The sequence below is a fragment of the Bradyrhizobium sp. HKCCYLR20261 genome (assembly GCF_051168435.1).
GTDB lineage: Bacteria > Pseudomonadota > Alphaproteobacteria > Rhizobiales > Xanthobacteraceae > Bradyrhizobium.
The window spans coordinates 127,819-154,535 of sequence record NZ_JBNPUZ010000007.1; the positions used below are offsets into that span (position 1 = coordinate 127,819).

Annotated in this window: 25 protein-coding genes; 15 read left to right on the forward strand and 10 right to left on the reverse strand. The window is 63.5% G+C overall.

Annotation, left to right across the window (positions count from 1 at the left end):
• Positions 1–33: 33 nt before the first annotated feature.
• Positions 34–1,578 carry an AAA family ATPase gene (locus ACQR1L_RS18725; RefSeq protein WP_434859386.1) on the reverse strand — a complete coding sequence of 515 codons (1,545 nt, stop codon included), beginning with the start codon at positions 1,576–1,578 and terminating at the stop codon, positions 34–36.
• A gap of 25 nt (positions 1,579–1,603) precedes the next feature.
• A complete protein-coding gene (locus tag ACQR1L_RS18730) occupies positions 1,604–2,593 on the reverse strand; it encodes a zinc-dependent alcohol dehydrogenase family protein (RefSeq protein ID WP_434859387.1) in 990 nt (329 codons plus the stop codon).
• A gap of 229 nt (positions 2,594–2,822) precedes the next feature.
• Here ACQR1L_RS18730 and ACQR1L_RS18735 point away from each other — a divergent pair, with 229 nt between their 5' ends.
• The gene (locus tag ACQR1L_RS18735; protein ID WP_434859388.1) at positions 2,823–5,516 is read left to right on the forward strand and encodes a bifunctional acetate--CoA ligase family protein/GNAT family N-acetyltransferase; all 2,694 of its coding nucleotides are present in this window, start codon (positions 2,823–2,825) and stop codon (positions 5,514–5,516) included.
• 25 nt (positions 5,517–5,541) lie between these two features.
• Here the strand turns inward: ACQR1L_RS18735 and ACQR1L_RS18740 are convergent, their stop codons facing one another.
• Together ACQR1L_RS18740 and ACQR1L_RS18745 are read right to left on the reverse strand one after the other, a co-directional pair.
• The gene (locus ACQR1L_RS18740) at positions 5,542–6,042 is read right to left on the reverse strand and encodes a phage holin family protein (protein WP_434859389.1); all 501 of its coding nucleotides are present in this window, start codon (positions 6,040–6,042) and stop codon (positions 5,542–5,544) included.
• Positions 6,043–6,306: a hypothetical protein gene (locus ACQR1L_RS18745; protein ID WP_434859390.1), complete on the reverse strand. Its 264-nt coding sequence runs from the start codon at positions 6,304–6,306 to the stop codon at positions 6,043–6,045.
• Positions 6,307–6,466: 160 nt separating this feature from the next.
• On the opposite strand from ACQR1L_RS18745, the gene ACQR1L_RS18750 reads away from it, so the two are divergent.
• The 3 genes from ACQR1L_RS18750 to ACQR1L_RS18760 are packed head-to-tail and all read left to right on the forward strand — an operon-like array spanning position 6,467 to position 9,490.
• The gene (locus tag ACQR1L_RS18750; RefSeq protein WP_434859391.1) at positions 6,467–7,603 is read left to right on the forward strand and encodes an MlaE family lipid ABC transporter permease subunit; all 1,137 of its coding nucleotides are present in this window, start codon (positions 6,467–6,469) and stop codon (positions 7,601–7,603) included.
• Between the two features lie 3 nt (positions 7,604–7,606).
• On the forward strand, positions 7,607–8,386 hold the full coding sequence (locus ACQR1L_RS18755; protein WP_434859392.1) for an ABC transporter ATP-binding protein: 780 nt from the start codon (positions 7,607–7,609) through the stop codon (positions 8,384–8,386).
• Between the two features lie 3 nt (positions 8,387–8,389).
• Entirely contained in the window at positions 8,390–9,490 is a 1,101-nt protein-coding gene (locus tag ACQR1L_RS18760; RefSeq protein WP_434859393.1) for an ABC-type transport auxiliary lipoprotein family protein, read from the forward strand.
• A 19-nt stretch (positions 9,491–9,509) separates the two neighbouring features.
• On the opposite strand, the gene ACQR1L_RS18765 is transcribed toward ACQR1L_RS18760, so the two are convergent.
• The gene (locus ACQR1L_RS18765) at positions 9,510–9,827 is read right to left on the reverse strand and encodes a c-type cytochrome (RefSeq protein WP_434859394.1); all 318 of its coding nucleotides are present in this window, start codon (positions 9,825–9,827) and stop codon (positions 9,510–9,512) included.
• Between the two features lie 141 nt (positions 9,828–9,968).
• Here ACQR1L_RS18765 and ACQR1L_RS18770 point away from each other — a divergent pair, with 141 nt between their 5' ends.
• Positions 9,969–10,682 (forward strand): helix-turn-helix domain-containing protein, encoded by a 714-nt coding sequence (locus ACQR1L_RS18770; RefSeq protein WP_434859395.1) that lies wholly within the window; start codon positions 9,969–9,971, stop codon positions 10,680–10,682.
• Positions 10,683–11,233: 551 nt separating this feature from the next.
• The gene (locus ACQR1L_RS18775) at positions 11,234–11,965 is read left to right on the forward strand and encodes a Crp/Fnr family transcriptional regulator (RefSeq protein ID WP_434859396.1); all 732 of its coding nucleotides are present in this window, start codon (positions 11,234–11,236) and stop codon (positions 11,963–11,965) included.
• Between the two features lie 77 nt (positions 11,966–12,042).
• Here the strand turns inward: ACQR1L_RS18775 and ACQR1L_RS18780 are convergent, their stop codons facing one another.
• Together ACQR1L_RS18780 and ACQR1L_RS18785 are read right to left on the reverse strand one after the other, a co-directional pair.
• Positions 12,043–13,086, reverse strand: coding sequence for a TRAP transporter substrate-binding protein (locus ACQR1L_RS18780; RefSeq protein ID WP_434859397.1), 1,044 nt, complete (start codon positions 13,084–13,086; stop codon positions 12,043–12,045).
• 14 nt (positions 13,087–13,100) lie between these two features.
• Positions 13,101–13,787, reverse strand: a complete 687-nt coding sequence (locus ACQR1L_RS18785; protein WP_434859398.1) for a GntR family transcriptional regulator — start codon at positions 13,785–13,787, stop codon at positions 13,101–13,103.
• A 341-nt stretch (positions 13,788–14,128) separates the two neighbouring features.
• Between ACQR1L_RS18785 and ACQR1L_RS18790 the strand changes: the two genes are divergently transcribed.
• The 7 genes from ACQR1L_RS18790 (at position 14,129) to ACQR1L_RS18820 (ending at position 23,656) form a co-directional block, all read left to right on the forward strand.
• Entirely contained in the window at positions 14,129–16,216 is a 2,088-nt protein-coding gene (locus ACQR1L_RS18790) for a molybdopterin oxidoreductase family protein (RefSeq protein ID WP_434859399.1), read from the forward strand.
• 171 nt (positions 16,217–16,387) lie between these two features.
• Positions 16,388–16,654, forward strand: coding sequence for a hypothetical protein (locus ACQR1L_RS18795; RefSeq protein ID WP_434859400.1), 267 nt, complete (start codon positions 16,388–16,390; stop codon positions 16,652–16,654).
• 100 nt (positions 16,655–16,754) lie between these two features.
• Positions 16,755–16,955: a hypothetical protein gene (locus ACQR1L_RS18800; RefSeq protein ID WP_434859401.1), complete on the forward strand. Its 201-nt coding sequence runs from the start codon at positions 16,755–16,757 to the stop codon at positions 16,953–16,955.
• 94 nt (positions 16,956–17,049) lie between these two features.
• Complete coding sequence (locus tag ACQR1L_RS18805) at positions 17,050–20,475, forward strand: acyl-[ACP]--phospholipid O-acyltransferase (protein WP_434859402.1); 3,426 nt, start codon at positions 17,050–17,052, stop codon at positions 20,473–20,475.
• Positions 20,475–21,212, forward strand: coding sequence for an esterase/lipase family protein (locus ACQR1L_RS18810; RefSeq protein WP_434859403.1), 738 nt, complete (start codon positions 20,475–20,477; stop codon positions 21,210–21,212). Before ACQR1L_RS18805 ends, ACQR1L_RS18810 begins: the two co-directional genes overlap by 1 nt.
• Positions 21,213–21,284: 72 nt before the next feature.
• Entirely contained in the window at positions 21,285–22,064 is a 780-nt protein-coding gene (locus ACQR1L_RS18815) for an enoyl-CoA hydratase/isomerase family protein (protein WP_434859404.1), read from the forward strand.
• Positions 22,065–22,786: 722 nt separating this feature from the next.
• Positions 22,787–23,656, forward strand: coding sequence for a GNAT family N-acetyltransferase (locus tag ACQR1L_RS18820; protein ID WP_434859405.1), 870 nt, complete (start codon positions 22,787–22,789; stop codon positions 23,654–23,656).
• A 1-nt stretch (position 23,657) separates the two neighbouring features.
• On the opposite strand, the gene ACQR1L_RS18825 is transcribed toward ACQR1L_RS18820, so the two are convergent.
• Both ACQR1L_RS18825 and ACQR1L_RS18830 read right to left on the reverse strand, forming a co-directional pair.
• On the reverse strand, positions 23,658–24,020 hold the full coding sequence (locus ACQR1L_RS18825) for a VOC family protein (protein ID WP_434859406.1): 363 nt from the start codon (positions 24,018–24,020) through the stop codon (positions 23,658–23,660).
• 87 nt (positions 24,021–24,107) lie between these two features.
• Positions 24,108–25,112 (reverse strand): SDR family oxidoreductase, encoded by a 1,005-nt coding sequence (locus ACQR1L_RS18830; protein ID WP_434859407.1) that lies wholly within the window; start codon positions 25,110–25,112, stop codon positions 24,108–24,110.
• 385 nt (positions 25,113–25,497) lie between these two features.
• Here ACQR1L_RS18830 and ACQR1L_RS18835 point away from each other — a divergent pair, with 385 nt between their 5' ends.
• Both ACQR1L_RS18835 and ACQR1L_RS18840 read left to right on the forward strand, forming a co-directional pair.
• Positions 25,498–25,749 carry a type II toxin-antitoxin system RelE/ParE family toxin gene (locus ACQR1L_RS18835; protein ID WP_434859408.1) on the forward strand — a complete coding sequence of 84 codons (252 nt, stop codon included), beginning with the start codon at positions 25,498–25,500 and terminating at the stop codon, positions 25,747–25,749.
• Between the two features lie 38 nt (positions 25,750–25,787).
• A complete protein-coding gene (locus tag ACQR1L_RS18840; protein ID WP_434859409.1) occupies positions 25,788–26,105 on the forward strand; it encodes an addiction module antidote protein in 318 nt (105 codons plus the stop codon).
• A 26-nt stretch (positions 26,106–26,131) separates the two neighbouring features.
• Here ACQR1L_RS18840 and ACQR1L_RS18845 read toward each other — a convergent pair whose 3' ends face one another.
• Positions 26,132–26,560 (reverse strand): GlcG/HbpS family heme-binding protein, encoded by a 429-nt coding sequence (locus ACQR1L_RS18845; RefSeq protein ID WP_434859410.1) that lies wholly within the window; start codon positions 26,558–26,560, stop codon positions 26,132–26,134.
• Positions 26,561–26,717 lie beyond the last annotated feature (157 nt).

The window sequence follows — 26,717 nt, forward strand, 5'->3', positions numbered from 1 at the left end:
GCTAAATCTGACAGAATTCGAGCGCAACTCGCGTCAGGTCTTGCCCGACAGGCGTGACAAGGCCAGAGCCAGGGTTGCCTCGGGTGTTCCAGACGCGTCGACCTGCCACCAGTCGAGCGCGCCGATATCATAGCTCTCCTGGTCCTTGGCGACAGCGACGGTGGCATCGGACGCATCGCCGACGCGACTTTGAATCCGGTCTTGCCGCACCTGCAAGTCGGCGATGAGAAACAGTCCGGCAAAGCGCAGGTTCAGCCGTTTCGCCAGCGCATGGATCTCATTCCGTTCGTCCGCGCGGGCGAAGACCGCGTCGACTACGACCGTAAAGCCGTGAGACAGCACGCGATGGGCGTGCGTTGCGAGTGCCTGGTAGACTGTCGCGCTGGACTGAGGCGTATAGGCGGCTGCCGGCAAGCGCTCGGTGTCCTTGATCCCAAACAGACGTTTGCGCAGCACGTCGCTGCGCAGCACGATCGCTCCAGGCGGAGGGGCCAAATGGGGAGCAAGCGCGCGGGACAGCGCGGACTTTCCAGTGCCTGAAAGGCCGCCGACGGCAATCATCATGGGAGCAACGGGGCGGATCAGCTCTTGTGCCAGTTGAAAGTAGCTCTTGGCGACCTCGAAGTTTGCCGAACGACCGGGGCTTGCGTGTTCGGATGCGTCGCGATCCAGCTTTGCCAGGAACACTTGCGCCCGGATCGCGGCCCTCATTGCCATGAACATCGGCAGGGCGGCCAGGCCATCGGTCTGGTCGGGCGAGGCGATCGCGAGATAGCGGTTCAACACATGGTTGGCCGCCGCCGTCTCCTCAACATGCAGAAGATCCATCAGGGGAAAGGCCAGGTCGTAGAGGACGTCAATCGTGGCGATCCGGTCGTCGAATTCGATGGCATCGAACAGGACGGGTTTGTCATCGATCAGGACGATATTGGCGAGGTGGAGATCGCCATGACAGCGCTTGACTTGTCCCGCGCGCGTGCGCTGCTCGAGCAAAGGCCGGAGACGTGCGAACGCGGCATGGCAAGCCGATCGAAGCTCGTCAATTCCGGCCGGATCGAAGCGCCCGCCGGCACGAAAGCTGGCCGCGAACGCGTCGATCCAATTCGGGAGGGACTCGATCCATTCGTTGGAGGAGGGGCAGACGGCGGCCTGATGAGATGCTGCGATGGCTTCTGCCAGCCGCTCGCCGAGATCGGGCGGCAGGTGATGGCGGCACCCGAGATGGTCGAGTGTCTGATCGTCATCGAAGCGACGCATCTCGACGGCATATTCGACCGGTGTGCCGGATCCGTCGATGGCGAACGATCCCTCCGGGGTCAACGTGATTGCGACGACGCCCCGATAGATGTCCGGCGCAAAGGGACGATTGACCTCCATTTCCTTGAGGCAGGCAGCCTTGCGTTGCGCGAGGGTGGAATAGTCAAGGAATGGCAGCCGTATGGCTCGCTTGACCTTGAGCGCTCGGTCCCCGGCCAGAAAGACGGAAGCCGCGTGTGTATCGATCCGGCGAACTTCCGGAAAGCGCCGGGTATCGCCCAAGAACGAGAAGACGGGGTCCTGGTCAGACGATGAGTTCATGACGCTGTTGCCGTCGTGCTGCGCTTCAGAAATCGGGGACCAGGACCGCGGCGCCGACGATGTGACCTTGCTTCAAGCGAGCCAGAACGGCGTTGGCATCAGAGAGCGGATAGGCGGTGGCATGAGTTCGAATTCGTGCATCCTTGGCGACGCGCAGGAAGTCGAGACCATCCTGTCGCGTGAGGTTGGCAACGGATATCACCTGACGTTCGCCCCACAGCAGGGAATAAGGGAAGCTTGGAATGTCGCTCATGTGGATGCCCGCGCAGACGACCCGGCCGCCCTTTCGGACCGCCCGGAGCGCGGCGGGAACGAGCTCGCCGGCAGGCGCGTAGATGATGACCGCATCGAGTGCAACATCAGGACTCTGACCCGATCCTCCAGCCCAGACGGCACCAAGCTCGTAGGCGAGATCCTGCGCGGACTGATCATGCTCTCGGGTGAAAGCATAGACCTTGCGACCCTGCCAGCGTGCGACCTGGGCGACGATATGTCCGGCTGCGCCGAATCCGTAGAGCCCGAGCGTCTCCGGCTCGCCCGCCATGACCAGGGATCGCCAGCCGATCAGGCCGGCGCACAACAGCGGGGCGGCGGCGACCTCGTCATCGAAGCCTTCGAGCGCAAATGCGAAGTCTGCGTCTGCAACAGCGTGGGTCGCGTACCCGCCATTGCGCGTGTAACCGGTAAAGGCAGGCGCATCGCAGAGATTTTCCATTCCATGCTTGCAGAACGTGCAGCGACCGCAGGTGTGGCCGAGCCAGGGAATCCCGACACGTTGGCCCAGCTGGTGCGTGGTGACGCCAGGGCCAAGGCGGTCGATGTGGCCGACGATCTCGTGCCCGGGAATGATCGGATAAGAGATGTTCGGAAGTTCTCCGTCGTAGACATGCAGGTCGGTGCGGCAAACGCCGCAAGCGCTGACCTTGATGCGAATCTCGCCGTGCCCGGGCTCGGGGTCTGCCAGAACCTCGTGCCGGAGGGCTGTTCCAGGCGCTTGCAACAGCATCGCGTGCATCGACAGCCTCCCGGCTCATGTTGCGCGGAGGACATAGGGCATTCACGTCTTCCGCCGCTTGACCTCGGTCAAGGTCCCCATCGCGGCCAGGAGCTTATCACGCGTGCTGCAAGCTGCGGCAGCAGGATGCATCGTGACCCGGGTGCTGGGGTGATAAGTCGCGCTAGACCCGCGTTGGATTGAAACTAAGATGCCGACGCGGCAAGCCGCCTGACCTTGGATCATCAAAATGTCGACCTACCGATTGCGGAACCTGCTGCTGCCACGCTCCATCGCTTTGCTCGGAGGAAGTCCACGGCCGAATTCCGTAGGGAAAGCGATTCTCGACAACATCATCAAGGCCCGGTTCGAGGGCCAGATCGGTCTGGTGAATTCGCGCTATCCGGCGATCTCGGACATTCCTGCCGTCAAAACTCTCGACGATCTGTCGTTCGTTCCTGAACTCGTGGTGATCACGACGCCGCTTCCGTCGATTCCCGCTCTCGTTGATCGTGCAGGCGCCTTGGGGGCCGCCGGAGCCCTGATCATCACGGCGGGGCTGGGTCACGGGGCGGGGTCGCTCGCCGATCAGGCTGAGAAGGCCGCACAACGGCATAGCATGCGGCTCATCGGCCCGAACTGCCTGGGCATCATGATGCCGACCATCAAGCTGAATGCGTCGTTCTCGGCGCATATGCCTTGTGCGGGCAATCTTGCACTGATTTCGCAGTCGGGCGCCATTGCCGCCGGAATGGTCGATTGGGCGGCCCAGCGCGGTGTCGGATTTTCCGGCATCGTGTCGATCGGAGATCAACTGGATGTCGACCTCGCGGATCTGCTCGATCACTTTGCGCTCGATGGTGGAACCCGGGCCATCCTGCTCTACATCGAGGCGATAAAGGACGCCCGGAAATTCATGTCTGCCGCGAGAGCGGCGGCCAGGGTCAAGCCGGTCGTCGTCGTGAAGTCGGGCCGCGGCGCCATCGCTGCGAAGGCCGCGGCAACGCATACAGGTGCTCTCGCGGGCGCAGACGCGGTCTACGAGGCCGCCTTCCGCCGGGCCGGAGTGTTGCGCGTTTCGGATCTGCGCGAGCTGTTCGATTGCGCGGAGACACTGGGACGGGTGGAGTCGCCGACGGGCAAGCGACTTGCCATTCTGACAAATGGCGGCGGCATCGGCGTGCTCGCAGTCGATCGGCTGGTGGAGCTCGGCGGCATCCCGTCAGCGCTGTCGCCGGCGGTCCATGACAAGCTGAATGCTGTCCTGCCCGCGACCTGGTCCGGATCCAATCCGGTGGACATCGTCGGGGATGCGGACGCCCAGCGGTATACGCGGGCGCTGGAGGCGCTGCTCGCCGACCAGGCCAATGATGCAATCCTCGTGATGAACGTCCAGACTGCAATCGCTTCGGCGAGCGAGATCGCAACGGCCGTGACGGAATTCGTCAGCAACTATCGAAAGCAGCACAGACGCTGGGCCAAGCCGGTGTTGGCCGCATGGGTCGGTGCGGAACAGACGGTCATCGAGACCTTGAGCGGTGGCGGCATTCCGAACTATCCGACCGAGGATGACGCCGTCCGAGGCTTCATGCACCTGGTGCGCCACCGGGAGGTGGTCGACTCTCTCGCGGCAGTCCCGCCGGCGATGCCGAGTTCGTTTGCCCCCGATGTCGAGACTGCCCGCCAAATTGTTGCGGCAGCGCTTGCCGACGACCGAACCTGGCTCGATCCCGTCGAGATCAGCCGTCTGCTGGAAGCATATGACATCGCGATGGTCCCGACATTCGCCGCGTCATCGGTCGATGAGGCGGTTGCCTATGCCAATCGGCTGTTTGCTCAAGGTGCGACAGTCGTGCTCAAGGTGCTCTCGCGCGACATCGTTCACAAATCCGACGTCGGCGGCGTGGTGCTCAACCTGACCACGGCCGAGGCGGTGCGGAACGCCGCGAACGAGATCATCGCGCGCGCCAAGGCGGTGCGTCCTGACGCCCGGATCTCCGGCGTGATCGTACAGGCGATGGTCCTTCGGGCCAAGGCGCGGGAGCTGATCATGGGTCTTGCCGATGATCCAACATTCGGCACCGTGATCGTCTTCGGCCGTGGCGGCACCGCGGTCGAGATCATCAACGACAAGGCGTTGGGCCTGCCACCGCTCGACCTTCATCTGGCGCGCAATCTCATCAATCGGACGCGGGTCTCGCGGCTGCTGCAGGCGTATCGGGACGTTCCCGCGGTGAAGCCAGATGCTGTCGCGTTGGTCCTGGTCAAGCTCGCGCAACTTGCAGCCGACATTCCCGAAATCCGGGAACTCGACATCAATCCGTTGCTCGCCGATGAGAGTGGTGTCCTGGCGGTCGACGCGCGTGTCGCGGTCGGGAAAGTGCCGCCGAGGTTCAAGGGCTCGGGTCACGCGAACTTTGCCGTGCGCCCCTATCCAACCCAATGGGAGCGGCATCTCCAGGTCAAGGATGGCTGGCGGATCTTTGCCCGTCCGATCCGCCCCGAAGACGAGCCCGTCATCCACGAGTTCCTCAAGCATGTGACGGCCGAGGACCTTCGCTTGCGCTTCTTCGCGCCGATGAAGGAGTTCACGCACGAGTTCATCGCTCGTCTGACGCAGCTCGACTACGCTCGTGCCATGGCATTTGTTGCTCTGGATGAATCAACCAATGAGTTGGTCGGCGTCGTGAGGATTCATTCCGATTCCGTCTATGAGAGCGGCGAGTACGCCATTCTGCTGCGGTCAGATCTGAAGGGGCGAGGCCTCGGCTGGGCGCTGATGCAGTTGATCATCGAATATGCCAAGGCGGAAGGCCTCAAAATGATCTCCGGAGATGTCCTGCAGGAGAACATCGTCATGCTGGAGATGTGCCGCAATCTCGGGTTCGAAGTGAAGACCGACCCGACCGAACGCGACCTGTGTAGCGTCAAGCTGCGGCTGTAGGTCGGTGAGATGAGCGGCTGATCCTTCAATCGGAATGCGAGGCTTCGGCAGGCCCCGAAGCCTCACTCTCCGAATGCCCCTGCGTGCGGAGCGTCTTGATGATCATCGTTGCAATCGGAACGATGAGCAACGGAATCAGATTGTTGAGTGGATGGTTGATCAGGTTCGAGACTTGCGACTGAAACGATCGCGCTTCGAGCTGCAATGCGTCCATCGATGATGAATGGATCTCGTTCGCCAACTCGAGCTCGCGGCCGGAGGGCGCGCGGGACGCTATGATCAGAAGCAGCGCCGCGATCACGATGTTGCAACCGCCGAGTGCTGCGGCGGCGACCACGGCAGATGTGATCTGGACGAGCCCAAGATAGGCTGCCAGCTCGAACATCAAGAGACCGAAGACTGCGATCAGAGCGGCGAATGCGCGCAAGCCAAGCCCGACGAGCAGGTGGCGAAGCCTGATGTCGGCGATGACCCGGTCCGTGCGCCAGAGCAGGCGAAGATGTTTGACGACGTTCTCAGTGTCCATCTAGTGTCTCCTCAACAGGAGGCCGAGCGCCATCCCGAGCGCGAAAACTGAAGCCACCGTCGCAATCGGGCGGGTCTCGATCAGGTGCTCAGCTCTAGAGGCGGCGTCCCTCGTGTCCAGACCACTGATCGCTGCTGCAAACGCGCCCGCTATCGACTGTGCATTCGTTCCGCCGCCAGATGCGTTCGCCTTCTCCACCAAATTGCTGAGTTCACGCGTCAAGTGCTGCAGCTCGTTTCGGAGCGCCGTCCCGTCGGTGACCATGGTTTGTCCTCCGCCGAATTCAATGTAGAACCTGGGGGTGCCAGAGGCTTGATCTCGCTCAACCCTGAGCGTCTCGCCGTTTGACGCAGATCAAGCGAGACGGTTCTGCGAGTTCTAGGAACGAGCGTGCGTCGGCTCGCCGACTGAGGGAGACGTTCAATTGCGTGCGCATCCGGGACTGACCGCTGCTTCGTCGCAGGAGGTGCTCGAACTCCGTCCCAGCGGATCGTGGGTGTCCCTCAATGTCACAGAACTCGAAAGCCTGACGAGCTCAGTAGATAACGGTATCGATCGAGCCAAGGCCGTCAAGCTCGATCTCGCGGCTGTCAGCGAGATCGATACCGTCGGCGCTTGGCTGCTCGAGAAACTCAGCCGCCGCGCCGCCATTGGCGGAAAACAGGTCGAAGTCACCGGCATTGCCGACAACTATGCCGGCCTCGTCGAAGAGGTGCGGCAGGTCAACCGGCGCGTGATCGAGCCGGTACCGAAGCAGAATCCGATTGTTGCCAAGCTGACCGATCTCGGCCGCTCCTCTCTGGGCGCATCCAAGGACGTGACGGTGTTCCTGGACATGCTGGCCGCGCTGTCCTTTGCCTTGCTTCGCACCTTGCGCCGGCCACGATCGCTGCGCGTCACCTCTCTCGTCTATCAGATGTATCGGATCGGCTGGCAGGCGATCCCCATTGTCATATTGATCACCTTCTTGATCGGCGCGATCATCGCTCAGCAGGGCATCTTCCACTTTCGACGCTTCGGTGCGGAATCCTATGTCGTCGACATGGTCGGCATCTTGGTCTTGCGGGAGCTCGGCGTTCTCATTGTCGCGATCATGGTCGCCGGCCGATCAGGAAGTGCGTACACGGCCGAACTCGGATCGATGAAGATGCGCGAGGAGATCGACGCCCTGGTCACGATGGGGCTCGATCCCGTCGAGGTGCTGATTCTGCCTCGCATCGTCGCATTGATCCTGACCTTGCCGATCTTGTCCTTCATCGGTTCGATGGCGGGTCTGTACGGCGGGGGCCTCGTGGCTCAGCTCTACGGTGGCATGGCGCCCGAGATATTCATCGCCAGGCTGCATGATGCGATCTCGGTCACGCATTTCGAGGTCGGGATCCTGAAGGCGCCGTTCATGGCCTTGGTGATTGGCATCATCGCATGCAGCGAAGGCCTTCGGGTCAAAGGCAGCGCCGAATCGCTGGGGCAGCAGACGACGACGTCCGTGGTGAAATCGATCTTTCTCGTCATCGTGCTGGATGGATTGTTCGCCGTCTTCTTTGCATCGATCGGGATGTAGCCGATGGATGATCTCGACGTGTCCAGCGCGATCCGCGTCACCGATCTCGTGGTTGGATTTGGCCGGCAGGTCGTTCTCAACGAACTGTCTTTGGACGTCCGCCGCGGTGAGATTCTTGGACTGGTGGGCGCCTCCGGCGGCGGAAAATCCGTCCTGATGAGGACGATCATCGGGCTCATTCCCCGCCGTAGCGGGACCATTGAGGTGATGGGTGTCCAGCTCGGCGGTGCAGAAGAGCGCACGACGCAGGGCGTCGCGACCCGCTGGGGAATCCTGTTCCAGCAGGGCGCTCTTTTCTCCTCGCTCACGGTCAAGCAGAACGTGCAGTTTCCGCTGCGGGAGAACCTGCAGATGTCGCAGGGCCTCATGGACGAGATCGCAATCGCAAAGCTCGAGATGGTCGGTCTTCGGGCCGAGGATGGCGACAAGTTTCCTTCCGAGCTTTCGGGCGGCATGACCAAGCGTGCCGCGCTGGCCCGAGCGCTCGCGTTGGATCCCGCCATCGTTTTTCTCGATGAGCCGACCTCCGGTCTCGATCCGATCTCCGCCGGCGATTTCGACGCCCTGATCAAGACGCTTCAGCAGACACTTGGCCTGACGGTGTTCATGGTCACTCATGACCTCGCCAGCCTCAACACCGTTTGCGATCGTGTCGCTGCGCTCGCGGGCGGAAAGATCGTCGCCATCGGCCCGATGAGCGATCTTCTGAGATCCGAACATCCCTGGGTCAAAGCCTACTTCCATGGCAAGCGATCCCAGATGCTGCAACCGAAAGTGAGTTGAGAGATGGAAACCCGTGCGCCATTCGCCGTCATTGGAGGCTTCGTGCTGGCGGCCATCGTCGCGATCTTTGGTTTCGTATACTGGCTCAACAACACCGGTGGGCTCGGGCCGCGCACAACTTATCGCGTTCAGTTCGAAGGATCGGTGCCGGGCCTGCTGGTTGGTGCCGCAGTTCTGTTCAACGGAATCCGCGTTGGGGAGGTGACGGAGCTCGGACTGGCGCCTGACAACCCTCGTCGCGTGAATGCGACGATCTCGGTGGCGTCAGCGACCCCGGTGCGGGTGGATACGAAGGTGGGCCTTGAATTTCAGGGACTCACGGGCGTGCCTGTGATCGCCCTGGAAGGCGGGGCGTCTGGCGCTGCGGCGGCGGTGTCAACGTTGATCGCAGAGCAGGGGGCCGGTCAGAGCATGACGCAGGCTGCCCGCGACGCCTTGCGCCGTGTCGATGCCGTGCTGGCGGAGAATGCCGGACCGCTGAAGGACACAATCGCCAATCTCAAGACATTCTCTGACGGGCTCGCCAGAAACACCGGGAAGCTCGATGGCATCGTCTCCGGGCTCGAGAAAATGACCGGCGGCGGCACGCCGGTGCAGAAGATCACCTACGATCTGACAGCGCCGCGAGACGTCGGTCCCGTCGGCAGGACGATCAAGGGGCAGCTCGCGATCCCTGAGCCGACCGCGGTTGCGATGTTGCAGACGCAGCGCATGCTGTTCTCACCCATCCGGGAGGTCCCCGGCTTTGCCGAATTCCTCTGGGCCGACAGCATCCCAAAGCTCGTCCAGGCCCGGCTGATCGACACGTTTGAGAACTATGACGTGGCCCACGCGCCACTGCGCGCCTCGGACCTCGGCCAGCCGGACGTTCAGCTGGTGATCGATATCCGGCGCTTCCGCATCGATACCGAGGGCGGTGCCAAGGCGGACATCGGGCTGTCGGCGCGTCTGGTCGAAAGAAGCGGGAAGGTCGTCGCTTCGCGCTTGTTCGATGAGACGCAGCCGATTGCGCAGATCAATCCCACCGAGGCTGTCGCCGCCTTCGACGCAGCATTCGGCAGAGCCGCCAAGTCCATCCTTTCATGGACAGTTCAGGCGCTCTGATCCCGGGAGGTCCGAACGCTCATTCGAGGCTCTTGAGATACGACAAGAAATCGTTGATTTGCGGCGGTGTCAGTTCGAATTGCGGCATCGCCGGGTGGCCAGTGACGATGCCCTCCGCCAGCGCTTCCCCCAAGGTTTCCACGGGGTAACGGAGGTGCAATGTCCGGAATGGCGGAGCCGGCTTGAAGGGGCCGTCGCCGGTGCGGCCGATGGCATGGCACCGGGCGCAATGAACCTTCGCGAACGCCCGCCCGCGCTGCTCCGGCGTCGACGCTGCGTATGATGGCGATGCGAGCGACATCGCCACGAGAAGATGACACCAAACGAGGCGTTGCATTCAAAATGTCCGCTTAAGGAAGCCGTTATCGGTCACGATAGGGCCCGCATTGTCGGTTCGTTTGATTTGAATCAATCGGAACTTGGCGCATCCGCTAGAATGCAGCCATTCCTCTTGCGCCTGGCCCTGCGGAGCCCCTGTATGAAGACGTCTCTCGTTGCAGTCGATTTCCATGGCCAAGCCTGCGCGGATTGTGCCGTGCGCGGTTTCAGCGTCTGTGCGTCGCTCGACCAGTTCGAAATGCGTGAGTTCGAACAGCTCAGCCGCAGAGCGCACTTCTCGACCTGCGAGACGATCTTTTCACAGGAAGACATGTCGTCCTGTTTCTACAATGTGTTGGACGGGGTGATGAGGCTGTACAAGCTTCTGCCCGACGGCCGCAGACAGATCGTGGGCTTCGCGCTTCCTGGCGATTTCGTCGGCATGACGACCGAGCAAAGGCATGGATTTTCCGCCGATGCGATTGGTCCCGTCACCGTGTGCCAATTCGCCAGGGGACCGTTCGGCCGATTTGCCGAGGACAAGCCGAACCTCCTGCGCCGGATGAACGAACTGGCCGTGCATGAGCTCAATCAAGCGCGCGACCACATGGTTCTTCTCGGGCGCCGGTCGGCCGAGGAAAAGGTCGCTACGTTCCTGGTCGGCTGGCGGGACCGGCTGGTCGAGCTGCGCGGCCCCTCCAACATCGTGCCGTTGCCGATGTCTCGTCAGGATATCGCGGATTATCTCGGCCTCACAATCGAGACGGTCAGTCGAACCTTTACCAAGCTGGAGCGGGAGGGGATCATCGCCATCCTTCCCGGCGGCGTATCGCTGCGCGATTCCGCACGCGCCGAGGCGCTGGCTGCCGCCTGACCATCCCCGCGGGATGTGGGGCGCGCCTCGGCATTGATCTGGATCAAAGACGGACGCGCGGGTGCTCGGGAAGAATGTCTCCAACTCAAAAATGGGGAGAGAGACATGCCGTTCGACGCCGTGATGGTCAGTGTTGCTGTGGTGGGTGTTTTCGTTGCCTTCGCTGCCGTTCTGCTGTGGGCTGATTCTCAGACAAAGCACCGTGCCTGAAGCCGCAGCTTCCCGAGCAGGCCTACAGGTCCTCTCGACCAAGCGGGCATAGCCGCGCTGCAATAAGGCGTTCAGACCCCCCGCCGGACCACGCGCCGTCGGGGGACGTCTCGTTTTGACTGCTGCCGAGACGCCCGGCGTTGCATTTTCCTGGACAATCTGCCGATCTGCCGTATTCGGAAGGTGAGCGGAGATCGAGGGGCCGGCTATCGAAAGCCGATGGGATCGTCCTTGCCGGTGGACGTCGGCGCGACCGTCGTCCTCCGACATCGAGGGCGCACCACCAGCTTGCGACGCCACCCCTTGGCCGCCGGGGGATGCGGACGCCTGGGAGACGCGGTGTGACTGAGGAGAAGAGGGGCAGCGTTCGTTCGTCCAGCAGCGGCAAGCTGTCCGTATTGCGGCAGCATCCGATGTTCCGCGAACTCGAGGCCGATGCCCTCGATCAGCTCTGCCGCTACGCCAAGCCGACCTCCCTGAAGCGTGGCGCCACCATCTTCTCGAAGGGCGATCCCGGTTCGAGCCTCTATGCCGTGATCAGCGGGACCGTGAAAATCAGTGTTTCGTCGCCGGACGGCCGCAACGCAATCCTGAACCTGATCAGCGCAGGCGAGCTCTTCGGGGAGGTCGCCGTGCTCGACGGAAGGGAACGGACGGCGGACGCCACCGCCAATACGAACTGCGAGATCCTGGTGATCGATCGTCGCGAGTTTCTGCCGTTCGTGAAGAGCCAGCCCGTCCTGGCGATGAAGTTCATCGAGCTGCTTTGCGATCGGCTGCGCTGGACCAGCGATCAGGTCGAGCAGGTGATCCTCCAAGACCTTCCACGTCGTCTGGCCAGCGCTCTGCTCGGCCTGACGGAGAAGCGCAAGCTGGACCCCGCCAGCCGCACCATCGCCATCACGCAGCAGGAGATCAGCGAGATGGTCGGCATGACCCGCGAGAGCATCAACAAGCAGCTGCGTGCCTGGGCCGCGCGAGATTGGGTGCGGCTCGAGCATGGGGCGATCGTCCTGCTCAATCCAGAGCCGCTCCGCGGCTTGGCGGAAGCCGCCCAGCAAGAGGACGAGTAGGGCTGCTTCTGAACCGCGCCAAGTGTGTCGCTGTCTGGTGACGGAGCAGGGCAGGGCGCCCGCCGGCCCGATTCGGCCTACGCGATGTCCTGGATGCGTTTTATCATCTCTTGGTACTTCGGACCATACTTGTCCCAGACCGGCTTGACGGCCTTCTGGAACGGCGCTTTGTCGGCGATCTCAATGATCTCGGATCCTGCAGCCTTCGCCTTTTCCATCGCTTCCCGTTCATAGGCCTTCCAGAGGTCGCGCTCCTCGACCTGGGCTTCGCGCGCGAACTTCTTGATCAGCGCTTGATCATCGGTCGACAAGGTCGCCCAGGCTCGCTTCGAAAAGACGAGCAGCTCCGGGATCACGAGATGCTGCGTCAGGGAGTAGTATCGCGCCGCCGTGTATTGATTGCTGAAGACGTAGCTCGGTAAGTTGTTCTCCGCTCCGTCGATCACCCCCGTCTGCAGCGCGCTGAAGACCTGTTCATAACTCATCGCGACGCCGTTGCCGCCAAGCGCATTCATCATATCGATGAAGATCGGATTGCTGATCACGCGGATCTTGAGACCCTTGACGTCCTCGACCCTTCTGATCGCCTTTTTGGTGTTGTAGATGCTGCGTGCACCCGAATTCATCCAGCAAAGCGCGACCAAATTGGCATTGGGATCGGCGCTGACACGATCGAGAAGGTCCTGACCTATCGGACCGTCCATCATCTTTTCAGAGTGCGCGATGCTCCTGAACAGGAACGGCATGTTGACGACGTTGACGTCGTCGACGATTGGTCCGAGCGAGCCGGCGCTGACACGCAGCATTTGAATAGCCCCGGTTCGGGTCTGTTCGATCGTGTCCTTCTCGCCGCCGAGCTGGGCGGACGGATACATCTGCATCGAAAGCCGACCATTGGTCGATGCTGTGAGCTTCCTGCCGAGATTCTCCGTCGCGACCACAGTGGGATAGCCCGGCGGCTGAACATCGGCCGCCTTGAACGCGGCCGTTGCTTGCGCGAGCGCATTCGAGACGGTCGGCAGGTTCGCAAGGCCCGCAAAGCCCATGCTCAATTTGACGAAGTCGCGTCTCTTCATGGCGCCGCTCCCACGGACATTGGCATGTGCTGCGACCGCGGCCAAGGCGCGGCCACCTGTTAGCTTGGTTGAGCGAAGTATTCCGGGTTCAGCGTCTGAGTTTCAGAGATGTCGCCGAGGAGCCGTTCGAGATGACTTGCCATCGCCGCCCGGGCACCCTCCGGGTCGCGCCGCTCGATCGCTTGCAAGATCTGCTCGTGCTCGGCAACCACTTCAGCCATCCGTCCGATCTGCGGGAGGGTTAGCCGCCGATAACGGTCGACGTGCACCTTGACCTGCTGGATCAGCTTCCAGATCCCGGGATAACCGGCAACCTCGGCAATTCCAGCGTGGAACGATTCGTCGGCCTGATGGAAGGCCTCGCGGTCTTTGGCAGCGCAGGAATCGCGCTGGCGCTCGAGGGTCGTATGGAGGTCGAGAAGCTTGGTCGACGTGGCATGCTCGGCCGCCATGCGGGCCGTGGTCTCTTCGAGCGATTTTCGGATGATGATCGTCTCGGGGAGCGCAGCGACCGGAATGCGCGAGACGAAAATACCGGACTGAGGGAAGATTTCGACCAGTCCTTCATCCGCGAGTTTCAGGATGGCCTCGCGGACCGGGGTTCGGCTGACGCCATAGGCGGACGCGATCCGGGCTTCTGAGACAGGCTCGCCGGGCAGGCGCACAAGCGACACGAGTTCGACCTTGAGATCGGCATAGATGCGCGATGCCACTGTCGCGCCGCGAGGCCGGCTGCTGCGGCGCACACGTGCCGACACAGGGCGTGGCACAGGGACCAATTTCCTTGGGCCTCGACTGGGCATCTGGCGTTTCCTAAGATTGATATATTAGTATATGAAACCGGTTTGACAACCCAAAAGGCCCGTTGCTCGACGAGTCCTTGTGCTGCGTTGCAAAGCCGGGATCGCGGGTTTTCGCTCGATCGTGCGGAAGACTTCGCCTTCTCTCGCGGTGACTGCGACCGAGGACATCGGTGGCGCAGCGAGTTCGCCTGCTCCCGCGCTATCCCTCGGCGCACGAATCTTGTTCATGCGAATGCCTCGCGAATGCTCTCGGCGAGAGACATGTTTGGTGTTACCAATCCCGCATGAACCAGCAGACCCGCCTCAATATCCGCCACTCCACCTGTCCGCACGATTGTCCCTCGGCCTGCGCGCTCGACGTCGAGGTGATCGACGAGAAGACGATCGGCCGAGTTCGCGGCTCGAAGCGACAGACCTATACGGCCGGCGTGGTGTGCGCGAAAGTCGCAAGATACGCCGAGCGCATTCATCATCCTGACCGCCTGATGCATCCGATGCGTCGCGTCGGCCCGAAAGGTTCGGGGCAATTTGCGCGCATCACCTGGGATGAGGCGCTCGACGAGATCGCCATGCGGTTTTCGGAGGCCGAGCGGGATTTTGGTGCTCAGTCGGTCTGGCCGTACTACTACGCCGGCACGATGGGCCTCGTCATGCGCGACGGCCTCAACCGTCTCACCCACGTCAAGAAGTACTCGCGGTTCTACTCGACCATCTGCGCCAATGTCGCCCGCGTCGGCTTCGCGATCGGGACCGGCAAGATTGCCGGTGTCGATCCGCGCGAGATGGCTTTGTCGGACCTGGTGGTGATCTGGGGCACCAATCCGGTGAACACCCAGGTCAACGTCATGACCCATGCCGCGCGCGCGCGGAAGGAGCGGGGCGCCAAGATCGCCGCGGTCGACATCTACGACAACGAAACGATGAAGCAGGCTGACATCAAGATCATCCTGCGTCCCGGCACCGACGGCGCATTTGCCTGCGGCGTGATGCATGTGTTGTTTCGGGACGGGCATGCCGACCGCGCCTACATGGCGAAGTACACGGATTGTCCGGATGAGCTCGAGGCGCATCTGAAGACACGAACGCCGGAATGGGCGTCGCAGGTCTCCGGCGTTCCCGTAGCCGAGATCGAGGCCTTTGCGAAGCTGGTGGGAGAGACCAAGCGAACCTTTTTCCGCCTTGGCTATGGCTTCACGCGCAGTCGAAACGGCGCGACGCAGATGCATGCAGCGTCCTGCATTCCCGCCGTGACCGGCGCCTGGCAGTATGAAGGCGGTGGCGCCTTCTTCAACAATGCCGCGCTGTGGCATTTCGACGAGTCGATCATCGAGGGACATGACGCGATCGATCATTCGACCCGCTATCTCGACCAGTCGCAGATCGGGCGCATCTTGACCGGTGATCGCGAGGCGCTGTGCGGCGGCCCTCCGGTCAAGGCGATGCTGATCCAGAACACCAATCCGATGACCGTTGCGCCTGAACAGGAACGGGTCCGGGAGGGCTTCGCGCGCGAGGACCTGTTCGTCGCGGTGCATGAGCAGTTCATGACAGAGACGGCGCTGATGGCGGATATCGTGCTGCCGGCGACGATGTTCATGGAGCACGACGACCTGTATTACGGCGGTGGTCACCAGCATATTTCCGTTGGCCCGAAGCTGATCGATCCCCCGGGCGAATGCCGTTCCAACCACGAGGTGCTGCAGGGCCTCTCGCGCCGGCTTGGTGCGGTTCACCCGGGTTTCGAGATGACGCCGCGCGAACTCATCGATGCGACGCTGAAGAAGAGCGGTCACGGCGATATTGCCGCGCTCGAAGCCGATGTCTGGCGCGATCTGCAGCCCGATTTCCGCACCTCGCATTATCTCGATGGCTTCGCGCATCAGGACGGCAAGTTCCACTTCAGGGCGGATTGGGCGCACCCGCCGTTCGGCCGGGTCATGGGCAACCCTGAGCGCATGCCTTCGCTGCCGGATCATTGGGCCGTGACGGAGGAGGTCGATCAGGAGCATCCGTTCCGCCTCGCCACAAGCCCGGCGCGATCGTTCCTCAATACGTCGTTCAACGAGACCCCTTCCTCTCAGGCGAGGGAAGGGACGCCGTCGCTGATGATCCATCCTCTCGATGCCGCGCCACTCGGCATCGTCGATGGCGACCTGGTGACGCTCGGCAGTCCGCGCGGGCAGACGTCGCTGACGGCGCGGCTGTTCGATGGCGTCCGCCGCGGGGTGCTGATCGCCGAATCGATCCATCCCAACCGCGCTCATGCCGGCGGCCGCGGCATTAATACGCTCACGGGCGCCGATACCGTCGCACCGATCGGCGGCGCGGCCTTCCACGACAACAAGGTTTGGCTGCGGAAGTCGGTCGCGTAACAGTCAGAAAACACCAATAACTTCAAATTCTTGATGTCCCGGTACGCGCTGCTTTCGCGCGCCGGGAAGATTTCGTTTACCCACCGGCGGGCTCCCTTGCGGGTTCTTCTTGAGCGCCGCTCAAATCCGAGGTATTCGTTTTGAGCGATGCTCAAAACGGGAAGTTTTCAAATGTCGGTCCTCAGCCTCTCCAGTCCGCGATTTTTGTCGACCTCGTCGGAAGTCTTGATGAACGGTTTAGCGCGCGCAGCGTCTCACCTGATGGTGGCGCGCATTGAGCGTATCGCCAACGCCTGTGATGTCGCCGGCCTGCTGGCGGCAAGACGCACACGGCGGCAAGCCGGCAACCACCTCTATCGCGCCGCCGGCCGCGAAGGGCGCTGGCTCCGCCGCGGCAGCCTATTCGGTTGCTTCCACTACCTCCGCGAACTGAGTTGACGGCTCAAATCCCCGGCCCCTGCGCAACGAAGCGGTCACCATGTCCTCACGTCTCACCTCATGCGTGCAGCTGTCCTCGCTCCGGATAAGCTTTTTGCACATGACCTTCGCCCTATCGTTCGTGCTGGTCGGGGCTGGCAGCGTTTCGTTGCCGCTCGACTGGCCGCCACGCGGCGGCTTCGCGGCGGGGCTCGTGGCGCTGGTGTGGTCCTCCTTCACGCTGGCCGACACGATGGCTTTGTTGTCGCGGCGTCCGCGGCGGAGCGGCCGATACGGCAGACCGGGACGGAGCGGCGCGTAACGCCGCGCCCGTGTCGGACGAGTCCATTTCAGCAGCAAGTTTTCAACCTCGCGCTATCGGCGGCACATGCGCCGCAACACACCAGGAAACGACCATGATCAAGCAGTTGATGTCGTCGCGCCGCTTTGCCCCGCTGTTCTGGGCGCAATTCGCGTCGGCGCTGAACGACAACGTCCTGAAAAATGCGCTGGTCATCATGTTGCTCTACGGCGCCGTTGCGTCGCATGGCGATGCGCTCGTGACGGTCGCCGGTGCAGTTTTCATCTTCCCGTTCTTCATCCTGTCCGGGCTCGGCGGCGAATTGGCCGATCGTTATGTGAAGGGCGTCGTCGCGCGCCGGCTGAAGTTTGCGGAGATCTTCGCCGCCGGTTTTGCAGCGCTGGGCTTCTTCCTGCATTCGGTGCCGCTGCTGTTCGTCGCGCTCGGCATGTTCGGCGTGATCGCGGCGCTGTTCGGCCCGGTGAAATACGCGATGCTGCCGGACCAGCTGACCGTCGGCGAGCTCGCGACGGGCAACGCCCTGGTGGAAGGCGCCACCTTCATGGCCATCCTCATCGGCACGATCGCCGGCGGCCAGCTGGTCTCCGGCTCATCGCATATGGGATGGGTCGCGCTCGCAGTGATCGGGCTTGCCGTGATCTCCTGGGCCTCGGCCTCGCGCATTCCGCACACCGCGCCGTCAGCGCCAGATCTGCGCATCACGGCCAATCCCTGGACCTCGACCTCGCATCTTCTCAAGTCGCTGTATGCCGCCCCGCGGCTGTGGGACGGCATGGTGATCGTGTCTTGGTTCTGGCTGGTCGGTGCCGTCGTGCTGTCGCTGCTGCCGGCCCTGGTCAAGGATGTCGTCGGCGGGACCGAGGGCGTCGTCACGCTGTGCCTCGCCATCTTCGCGATCGGCATCGCCATCGGCTCGCTGTTCGCCGCCAGCCTCAGCCACGTTCGCCCCAACCTGGCTCTGGTGCCGATCGGCGCGATCGTCATGGGCGTGCTTGGTCTCGATCTGTCCTGGGCGATTGCGACCACGGATACCGCGAAGGATGTCGCGCCGCTCGGCTTCATCGGCTCTTGGGCCGGAGCGCGCATGCTGATCGACTTTGCCTTGTTCGCCTTCGGCGGCGGCCTGTTCGTGGTGCCGGCATTCGCAGCCGTCCAGGCCTGGTCTGAGCCCAACGAACGCGCCCGTGTCATCGCTGCGGGCAATGTGCTGCAGGCCGCGTTCATGGTGGTCGGCTCGCTCGGCGTGGCCGGTCTTCAGGCCGCAGGCGTCTCGATCGCCTGGATCTTCTTCGGCCTCGCGCTGGCAAGCTTCGGCGCTGTCTGGTTCGTACTGACCAAGTGGGGCCGCGAAGGCGTGCGCGATTTCGGTGCGATGCTGTTCCGTGCGCTGTTCCGAACGGAGGTGCGCGGCCTGGAAAACCTGCCGCCGGTGGGCACCCGGATGCTGATCGCGCCGAACCATGTCAGCCTGATCGACGGTCCGTTGCTCCACGCCGTGCTGCCGATCGATGCGACCTTCGCCGTCGACACCGGCATCTCGAAGGCCTGGTGGGCGAAGATCTTCCTGAAGATGGTGAGCCACATCACGATCGATCCGACGAAGCCGCTCGGCGCGCGTGATCTGATCAAGCTGGTGGCGAGCCAGGAGCCGGTGGTGATCTTCCCCGAGGGCCGCATCACGGTCTCGGGCTCGCTGATGAAGGTCTATGACGGCACCGCGATGATCGCCGACAAGGCCGACGCCGTCGTCGTGCCCGTGCGCATCGAGGGCGCGCAGCGCTCGCATCTCAGCTACCTCAAGGACGGCCAGATCAAGCGCTCGTGGTTCCCGAAGGTGACGGTGACGATCCTGCCGCCGGTGAAGCTGAACGTCGACGCATCGCTGAAGGGCAAGACCCGCCGCAACGCCGCCGGCGCCGCGCTGCAGGACGTCATGATCGAGGCGATGGTCAAGAACGCGATGCTCGACCGCACGCTGTTCGAGGCGCTGGCCCATGCCCATCGCGACCACGACACCGGCAAGGTGATGATCGAGGACCCGCTCGGCACCAAGCTGACCTATCGCAAACTGTTGCTCGGCGCGCAGGTGCTCAGCCGCAAGCTCGAACACGGCACCATGGTCGGCGAGAACATTGGTGTGTTGTTGCCGAACTCCGCCGGCGTCGCCGTCGTGTTCATGGCGCTGCAGTCGATCGGCCGGGTGCCGGCGATGCTGAACTTCTCGGCCGGCCCTGTGAACGTGCTTGCGGCAATGAAGGCCGCGCAGGTCACGACCGTGCTGACATCGCGCGCCTTCATTGAAAAGGGCAAGCTCGACAAGCTGATCACCGCGATCGAGGGGCAGGCACGGCTCGTCTACCTCGAGGATGTGAAGACATCCGTCAGTGCCGTCGACAAGCTCAAGGGCATCCTCGACGGCACCAAGCCGCGCGTCGCCCGCAATGCCGATCATCCAGCCGTCATCCTGTTCACTTCCGGCTCGGAGGGCACGCCCAAGGGCGTGGTGCTGTCCCACCGCAACATCCTGGCCAATGCGGCTCAGGCGCTGGCGCGGGTCGATGCCAATGCTAACGATCTTGTGTTCAACGTCCTGCCGGTGTTCCACTCCTTCGGCCTCACCGGGGGCATGATGATGCCCATGTTGGCGGGCATCCCGATCTATATGTACCCGTCGCCATTGCATTACCGGATCGTGCCGGAATTGATCTACCAGACCGGCGCGACCATTCTGTTCGGTACCGATACGTTCCTCACCGGCTACGCACGGTCCGCCCATGCCTATGATTTCCGCACCCTGCGGCTCGTCATCGCCGGCGCCGAGCCGGTCAAGGATCGTACGCGGCAGATCTACATGGAGCGCTATGGCATCCGTGTTCTCGAAGGCTATGGCGTCACCGAGACGGCGCCGGTGCTGGCGATGAACACGCCGATGGCCAACCGCGTCGGAACCGTCGGCCGCCTGTCGCCGCTGATGGAGTACCGGCTCGACAAGGTGCCGGGCATCGAAGAGGGCGGCCGGCTGTCGGTCCGCGGTCCCAACGTCATGCTCGGTTATGTCCGTGCCGAAAATCCCGGCGTGCTCGAAGCGTTGCCCGAGGGCTGGCACGACACCGGCGATATCGTCACCATCGACGAGCAGGGCTTCATCACGATCAAGGGCCGCGCCAAGCGTTTCGCCAAGATCGCCGGCGAGATGGTCTCGCTCACGGTGGTCGAGCAGATCGCCGCGAATTTGTGGCCGCAGGCCGCCTCCGTCGCGGTGTCGATCCCCGACGAGCGCAAGGGCGAGCGCATCGTGCTGATCACGACGCAAAAGGACGCCGAGCGCGCGGCGATGCAGCGCCAGGCCAAGGCGCAGGGCGCGCCCGAGCTTGCAGTTCCGGCGGTCGTCATGGTGGTCGACAAGATTCCGCTGCTCGGCTCGGGCAAGACCGACTATGTCGGCGCCAAGGCGCTGGCCGAAGAGACTGCCAAGGCCGCGGCTTCGGAACGCGAGCCCGGGGAACGAGAAGTGGCGTGATGGCATCGCCGCGCCGATTTCGCCAGGAGCATGGCCCCCGCGACGCGGGGGTCGTCCTGCTGCATGGCATCGCCGGCCGCTCATTGATGCTGCGCCCGCTGGAAAAGCGACTGCAGCGCGCGGGCTTCGCCACGCTGAACCTCGACTATGAGAGTCGCAAGAAGCCGCTGGAGGAACTGGCTGAGGACATCCATCCCGCCATCAGCGACTTTGCCCACAGCCTCGACGGACCGATCCATTTCGTGACCCATTCGATGGGCGGGCTGCTGGCGCGCGTCACCATCGCCCATCACCGTCCACGGCGGCTCGGCCGCGTCGTCATGCTGGGCACGCCCAATGGCGGTAGCGAACTCGCCGACCGGCTGCAGAATGTCGGGCTCTACCGCGCCTATTTCGGTCCTGCAGGCCTGCAGTTGGTGACGACAAAAAGCGCAGCGCTCGCATCGCTGCCGCCGGCGGACTACGAGATCGGCGTGATCGCCGGAAGCCGCTTCCTCGATCCGATCTCCGGGCTGTTTCTGCTGCCATGGCCCAATGACGGCCGCGTCTCGGTCGAGAGCTGCAAGCTCGCCGAGATGACCGACTACACGGTGATCAAGGCGTCGCATATGGGCCTGCTGGTGCACCCCACCTCGGTCCGGCAGACGATCGCGTTCCTGCGCGACGGCCAGTTCGAACCGGTGCGCCCGCTGCTGCGCGACGCCATCGCCGAGATCGGCCGCCGCGCGGCCTCCTGACGCAAGTTTTCCTTGCTCCCCGCCGCTATCCCGCGACAATCTCGCATTCGACAGCAAGCGACAGGCAAGGCGATGACCGATAACAGCGTGATTCTCGACAAGCGCGGGCAGGCCCTCTGGATCACCATCAACCGTCCGGAGAAACGCAATGCCCTCAACGGTGACGTCATCGCCGGGATCTCGCGCGGCTATCGCCAGGCGCATGAGGACCCTGAGATACGCGTCATCGTGCTGACGGGGGCAGGGGACAAGGCCTTCTGTGCCGGCGCCGACCTGCAGAACTCGGGCGCGGCCTTCGCGATGGATTTCTCGCGCCCCAATGTCGACTATGCCGATCTGCTCAGGCTGTCGCAGAACGCCACCAAGCCGGCGATCGCGCGCGTCGGCGGCGTCTGCATGGCGGGCGGCATGGGCCTTCTGTGCATGACCGACATGGCGGTCGCTGCCGATCACGTCATCTTTGGCCTGCCGGAAGTGAAGGTGGGCGTATTCCCGATGCAGGTGCTGAGCCTGCTGCAGAGCATGGCGCCGCCGCGGCTCGTCAACGAATGGGCGCTGACGGGTGAGCCGTTCGACGCCAAGGCCGCTCAGTCCGCAGGTCTGCTCAATCACGTCGTCCCGGCCGCCGAACTCGACGCCAAGGTCGATTGGCTGATCGGCCGCATCGTCGACAAATCGCCGACGGCCATCCGCCGCGGCAAATATGCGATGCGCGCGATCGCCTCGATGTCGTTCGACGAGTCCATCGCCTATCTCGAAAGCCAGATCGCGCTGCTCGCGATGACCGAGGACGCCAAGGAAGGGCTGAAGGCGTTTGCCGAGAAGCGCAAGCCGGTCTGGCCGGGTAAGTAGTCTCGCCACTATCAATTCGGCGTCATTCCGGGGCGCGCGCAGCGCGAGCCCGGAATCCATACGCCCGATCGTGGTTATGGATTCCGGGCCCGCGCCTTTCAGGCGCGTCCCGGAATGACGCCGGTTGAGATGCCCGAGCGTTCCCAACATCTTTGCTGTCGTCAAACTGAACACATACATCCGCGATCTCGCGGCGCGTCGCGCCCGAGTTGTTGATCTGACATCCGCCCTCTGAAGAAGAGGGCGCAGGGAAGGCCGGGAGCTCGCCGCCCCCATGGCCCGCCTGCAGGAAGAAAAGCAGGCGGCAGTCACCACAGGTTTGGCCGCAACTTCCGGCCTTCCCTGCGCGATGGGCTTACGGCTTATACGTGATCTCCCTGGTGCGCCGGGCTTTCTGGCCACCATCCTCGCGCGAAGCCAAGCTTCGTCGTGAGTTGACATCAGCGTCGGGATGTCAGGACCACACGATTTCGCCGTCCGCCACGTCACCAGTCGTCTTGCGCAAACGCGCCTGATGCCGCGACGGCCATCGCATCAACGGTCCAACGCTCGTGACGATCGCGAGGCGCCCCTCTCGTAGGCCGTGACAGCGGAAAATGTGCGCCTGATTTGCCCGACGACGCAACGGCCCGGAGGGTGCGACATAGTAACCCGACGGGCAAAGTCTCACTGCGTGAGCATTTCCTGCTGCGGATTGCGTGGGGCGGGACTACCATGACGCCATGACCTCACATCTTGCATTCGACGGCGATGGCCTAGCCATTCGCCCTATGCGCGCCGACGAGATTGCTCTCGCCGTCGACTGGGCTGCGGCCGAAGGCTGGAATCCGGGTCTCTCCGACGCGGCCTGCTTCGCGGCGGTCGATCCGCAGGGCTTCCTCGTCGCCGAGCTCAGGGGCGAGCCGGTGGCGACCGTGTCCTGTGTGAACTATGACGATCGCTTTGCCTTTCTCGGCTTCTACATCGTCCGTTCGGACATGCGCGGGCGGGGATACGGTCTGCGGCTGTGGCAGGCGGCGATGGCGCATGCGGGGGCGCGGGTCGTTGGCCTCGACGGCGTGGTCGCTCAGCAGGACAATTATCGCAAGTCAGGCTTCGGCTCAGCCTATGCCAACATCCGCTGTGGCGGGCGGCCCTCCGCCAGACCGGCCACGGTCGGGCCAGATCTCGTCGCGCTGGCGGACGTGCCGATGTCGCAGATCGAAGCCTCGGACGCGACCGTGTTTCCGGCGCAGCGACGTGCGTTCCTTGAGACCTGGATCGGCACGCCCCAGCACGTCGGTCGGGCGTTGGTCAGGGGCGGTGAGCTGGTGGCCTGGGGCGTGATCCGCCCCTGTCGCACCGGCTACAAGATTGGTCCGCTGGTTGCGGATCGCCGTAGCGATGCCGAGACTGTTGTTGCGGCGCTGCTGGGCGCGACGGGCGATGGCGAGGTGTTCCTCGACGTGCCCGCAATCAATGCGGAGGCAGTGGCTCTCGCCGAAGGCCTCGGGCTCAAGCCGGTGTTCGAGACCGCGCGGATGTACACCGGACCTATCCAGCCGCTGCGGATCGAGCGGGTGTTCGGTGTCACGACGTTCGAGCTCGGCTAGCTCATTTGCCGAGTGGACGCGCGAAGCTCAATTCGTGACCATCGGGATCGGTGAGGTGGAAATAGCGTTCGCCCCATTCGGCATCGCGCGGCGTGGTGGAGGGTTCGAAGCCGGCCGCCAGCGCCTTTCCATAAACGGCGTCGACGTCGCCGACATGGAAGATGATGCGGCCCCACCAGCTCCACTGCTTGTCCTCCGGCATCGTGATCAGGTTGAGATAACCCGCGCCGACGCGGAAGGTCGTGAACGGCGACTCCGCGCCGCCATAGGGGATATCGGCGAAGCCGAGCGCGCGATAGAAGGCGACCGCGCGGGCCATGTCGTGGGTGGCGATGGTGATCGCGCTGATGCTCTCGATGGTCATGGAGACTCTCCGGACCGGACTTGAAGCCGCGGAACAGAGAAACGCATCTGACTGGGGTCGCGCAAGGGCAGCATTGCGGCACGTGGCCTAACGCCACCGCCGCCGGGTCATTGTGGCCCCGAGCGCGAAGAAGATCGCGGCCCCGATCGCGACCGTCGCGGCCCGCGCGACGTCGCCCGGCATGAGCATGGCCTGCTGGGCCGCGCCCTGGCTGAACGACCCGCGGGTCCGGTGCAGGCGCGTGACCGGGTGGTCAAGATTGTCGGTGCGGTCGGGCACCAGCGGCACATCGGTCTGCTGCCCGGCGATCGCCTTGGCGGCAAGATAGCGGTCGAGCAAAGCAGGCGCGACGGCATTGCCGAGGATCGTGAGCAGCGTCGGCCAGCCGATCCAATATTCGCGAAAGCCGCCATCGGCGACGCGGTAGACGGCGTCCGCGATCACCTCGGGTTCGACCGGCCGTCCCATCGGCCGCGGCGTGTGCGCGAGATGCGCGCGGGCCCAGTCGAATTGCGGCGTGTTGACCGCGGGAAGATCGACGATGCTGAGCGAGATGCGCGAGCGCTCGTGCATCAACTCGGCGCGCAGCGAATCGGTGAAGCCGCGGATCGCGTGTTTGGCGCCGCAATAGGCCGCCTGCAAAGGAATGCCGCGATAGGCGAGCGCAGAGCCGATCTGGATGATCCGGCCCTCGCCGCACCGGCGCATCGAGCGCAGCGCCGCCATCGTTCCATGCACGAACCCGAGATAGGTCACCTCCGTGACGCGCCGAAATTCCTCAGGAGTGATGTCGGCGACGGTCGAGAACACCGTCTCCATCGCATCGTTGATCCAGATATCGACCGGTCCCAGCCGCTCCTCGAGCCGTTCGGCGGCATCGAGCAGGGCCTGCGCGTCTGCGACATCGACCGATTCATATTCGGCATGAACGAAGCGCGCCTGCAATTCGCGCTGAACGTCGCGCAAGGCATCCTCGTCGCGCGCGATCAGGCCGACACGATCGCCCGCTTCGCCGAAGCGCTTGGCGATGGCGCGGCCGACCCCGGCGGAAGCGCCGGTGATGATGACGGTGCGGGCTCTGATCCGAGGCATGTCCGGTTCTCCGTGCACCCCGTCGTACAAACGTTCTGCGGCCGGCAATGTTTCGGCCGCGAATGTCCGCTCCCGATGAACTCTTGTTAAGCTCAGCGATGCAGGCCGTCGCGCGTGTCCTCGGGAACCGGGACAGAATCGAAATCGCGCGCGAGCGCGGCAAGTGCCAGCTTCATCTCCTGGCGGGCCTGAGCTGCGAAGCGGATCGCGGGTCCGGCGCGGCATCGGCCTCATGGTTCTCGGCCAGCGCCGATGCCGGCAGCGGAATCTGGGTCATGCGGCCTCCATGGTGAGATCACCAGGAAGCCGCGGAGGAATGAAAGGTTGCTATGCGAACCATCATGAAGGATTGACCAGGCTGTAGCCTATAGGCGACAATCTGCGCATGATTGAGGTGCGTCGGACGGATGAATTTTCGGCCGGGCTGCGTCACCTCAGGGATGCAGACGCGGCGGCGCGCATCATCGGCCGGATTCGCCGTATGGAGTTGGGGAACCCTGGAGATGCAAAAAGTGTCGGTGGCGGCGTTTTCGAAATGCGCATCGATCACGGGCCAGGCTACCGCGTCTACTATGTACATCGGGGAGCCGAGATCGTGATCCTGCTGTGTGGCGGCGACAAGCGTCGGCAGCAGTAGGACATCAAGCGCGCTCGCGCTTTGGCGGAGACTGTGTGATGACCAAAACGGCGCCGTTTGATGCGGCCGACTATCTGGACACGCCGGAACGCCAGACGGCCTATATTGCTGCTGCGCTCGAATCCGGTGATGCTGATTTCGTTCGGGACGCTCTCGGGCTGGTCGCCCGCGCCCGGGGAATGGCCGAGATCGCCAAGAAGGCAGGTCTCAACCGGGAGAGCCTCTACAAGGCGCTGGGCGAGACCGGCAATCCTGAATTCGGCACAGTCATGCGCATCGTCAACGCGCTGGGCCTGACGCTGTCTGCTCGTCAGGCCATGAGCGGCCCCGTGTCGAAGCGGCGCCGCTCGGCTTAGTCCAAGTATCGGCGAGTTGAACGAACTCAGCCCGCATTCGCCTTGAGGCCGGCGGCTTCAATGCCGGCGACGGCGCAGATCTCGTCGTTGTCGCTCGTGTCGCCGGAGACGCCGACCGCGCCGAGCAAAGTGGTGCCGTCCATGATCAGCACGCCGCCGGGCACCGGCACCATGCGGCCCTGCGCCAGCGTGTTGACGGCATCGATGAAATAGGGCTGCTCCTGGGCGCGCTGGAACAGCGCGCGTGAGCCGAGGCCGAGCGCGAGCGCGCCATAGGCCTTGCCATGCGCGACCTCGGCCCGCATCAGGCTGGTGCCGTCCTGAGCGACGGCGGCCTTCAGGCAGCCGCGCGCGTCGAGCACCATCACGGCGAGCGGCTTCAGTTTCTTCTCGACGCCCTTGGCGAGCGTGGCATCGAGGATCTTGCGGGCGGTGTCGAGCGAGAGGTCGGCCATGTCGAAGTCCTTTGTCGGTTCAACGAATAATGAGGTGGCTCTTGCCGTCATTGCGAGCGTAGCGAAGCAATCCAGGGGCCACGCATGAAACCCTGGATTGCTTCGTCGCTTCGCTCTTCGCAATGACGAACATCGAGATCGCGCTCCGCGGCTGCCA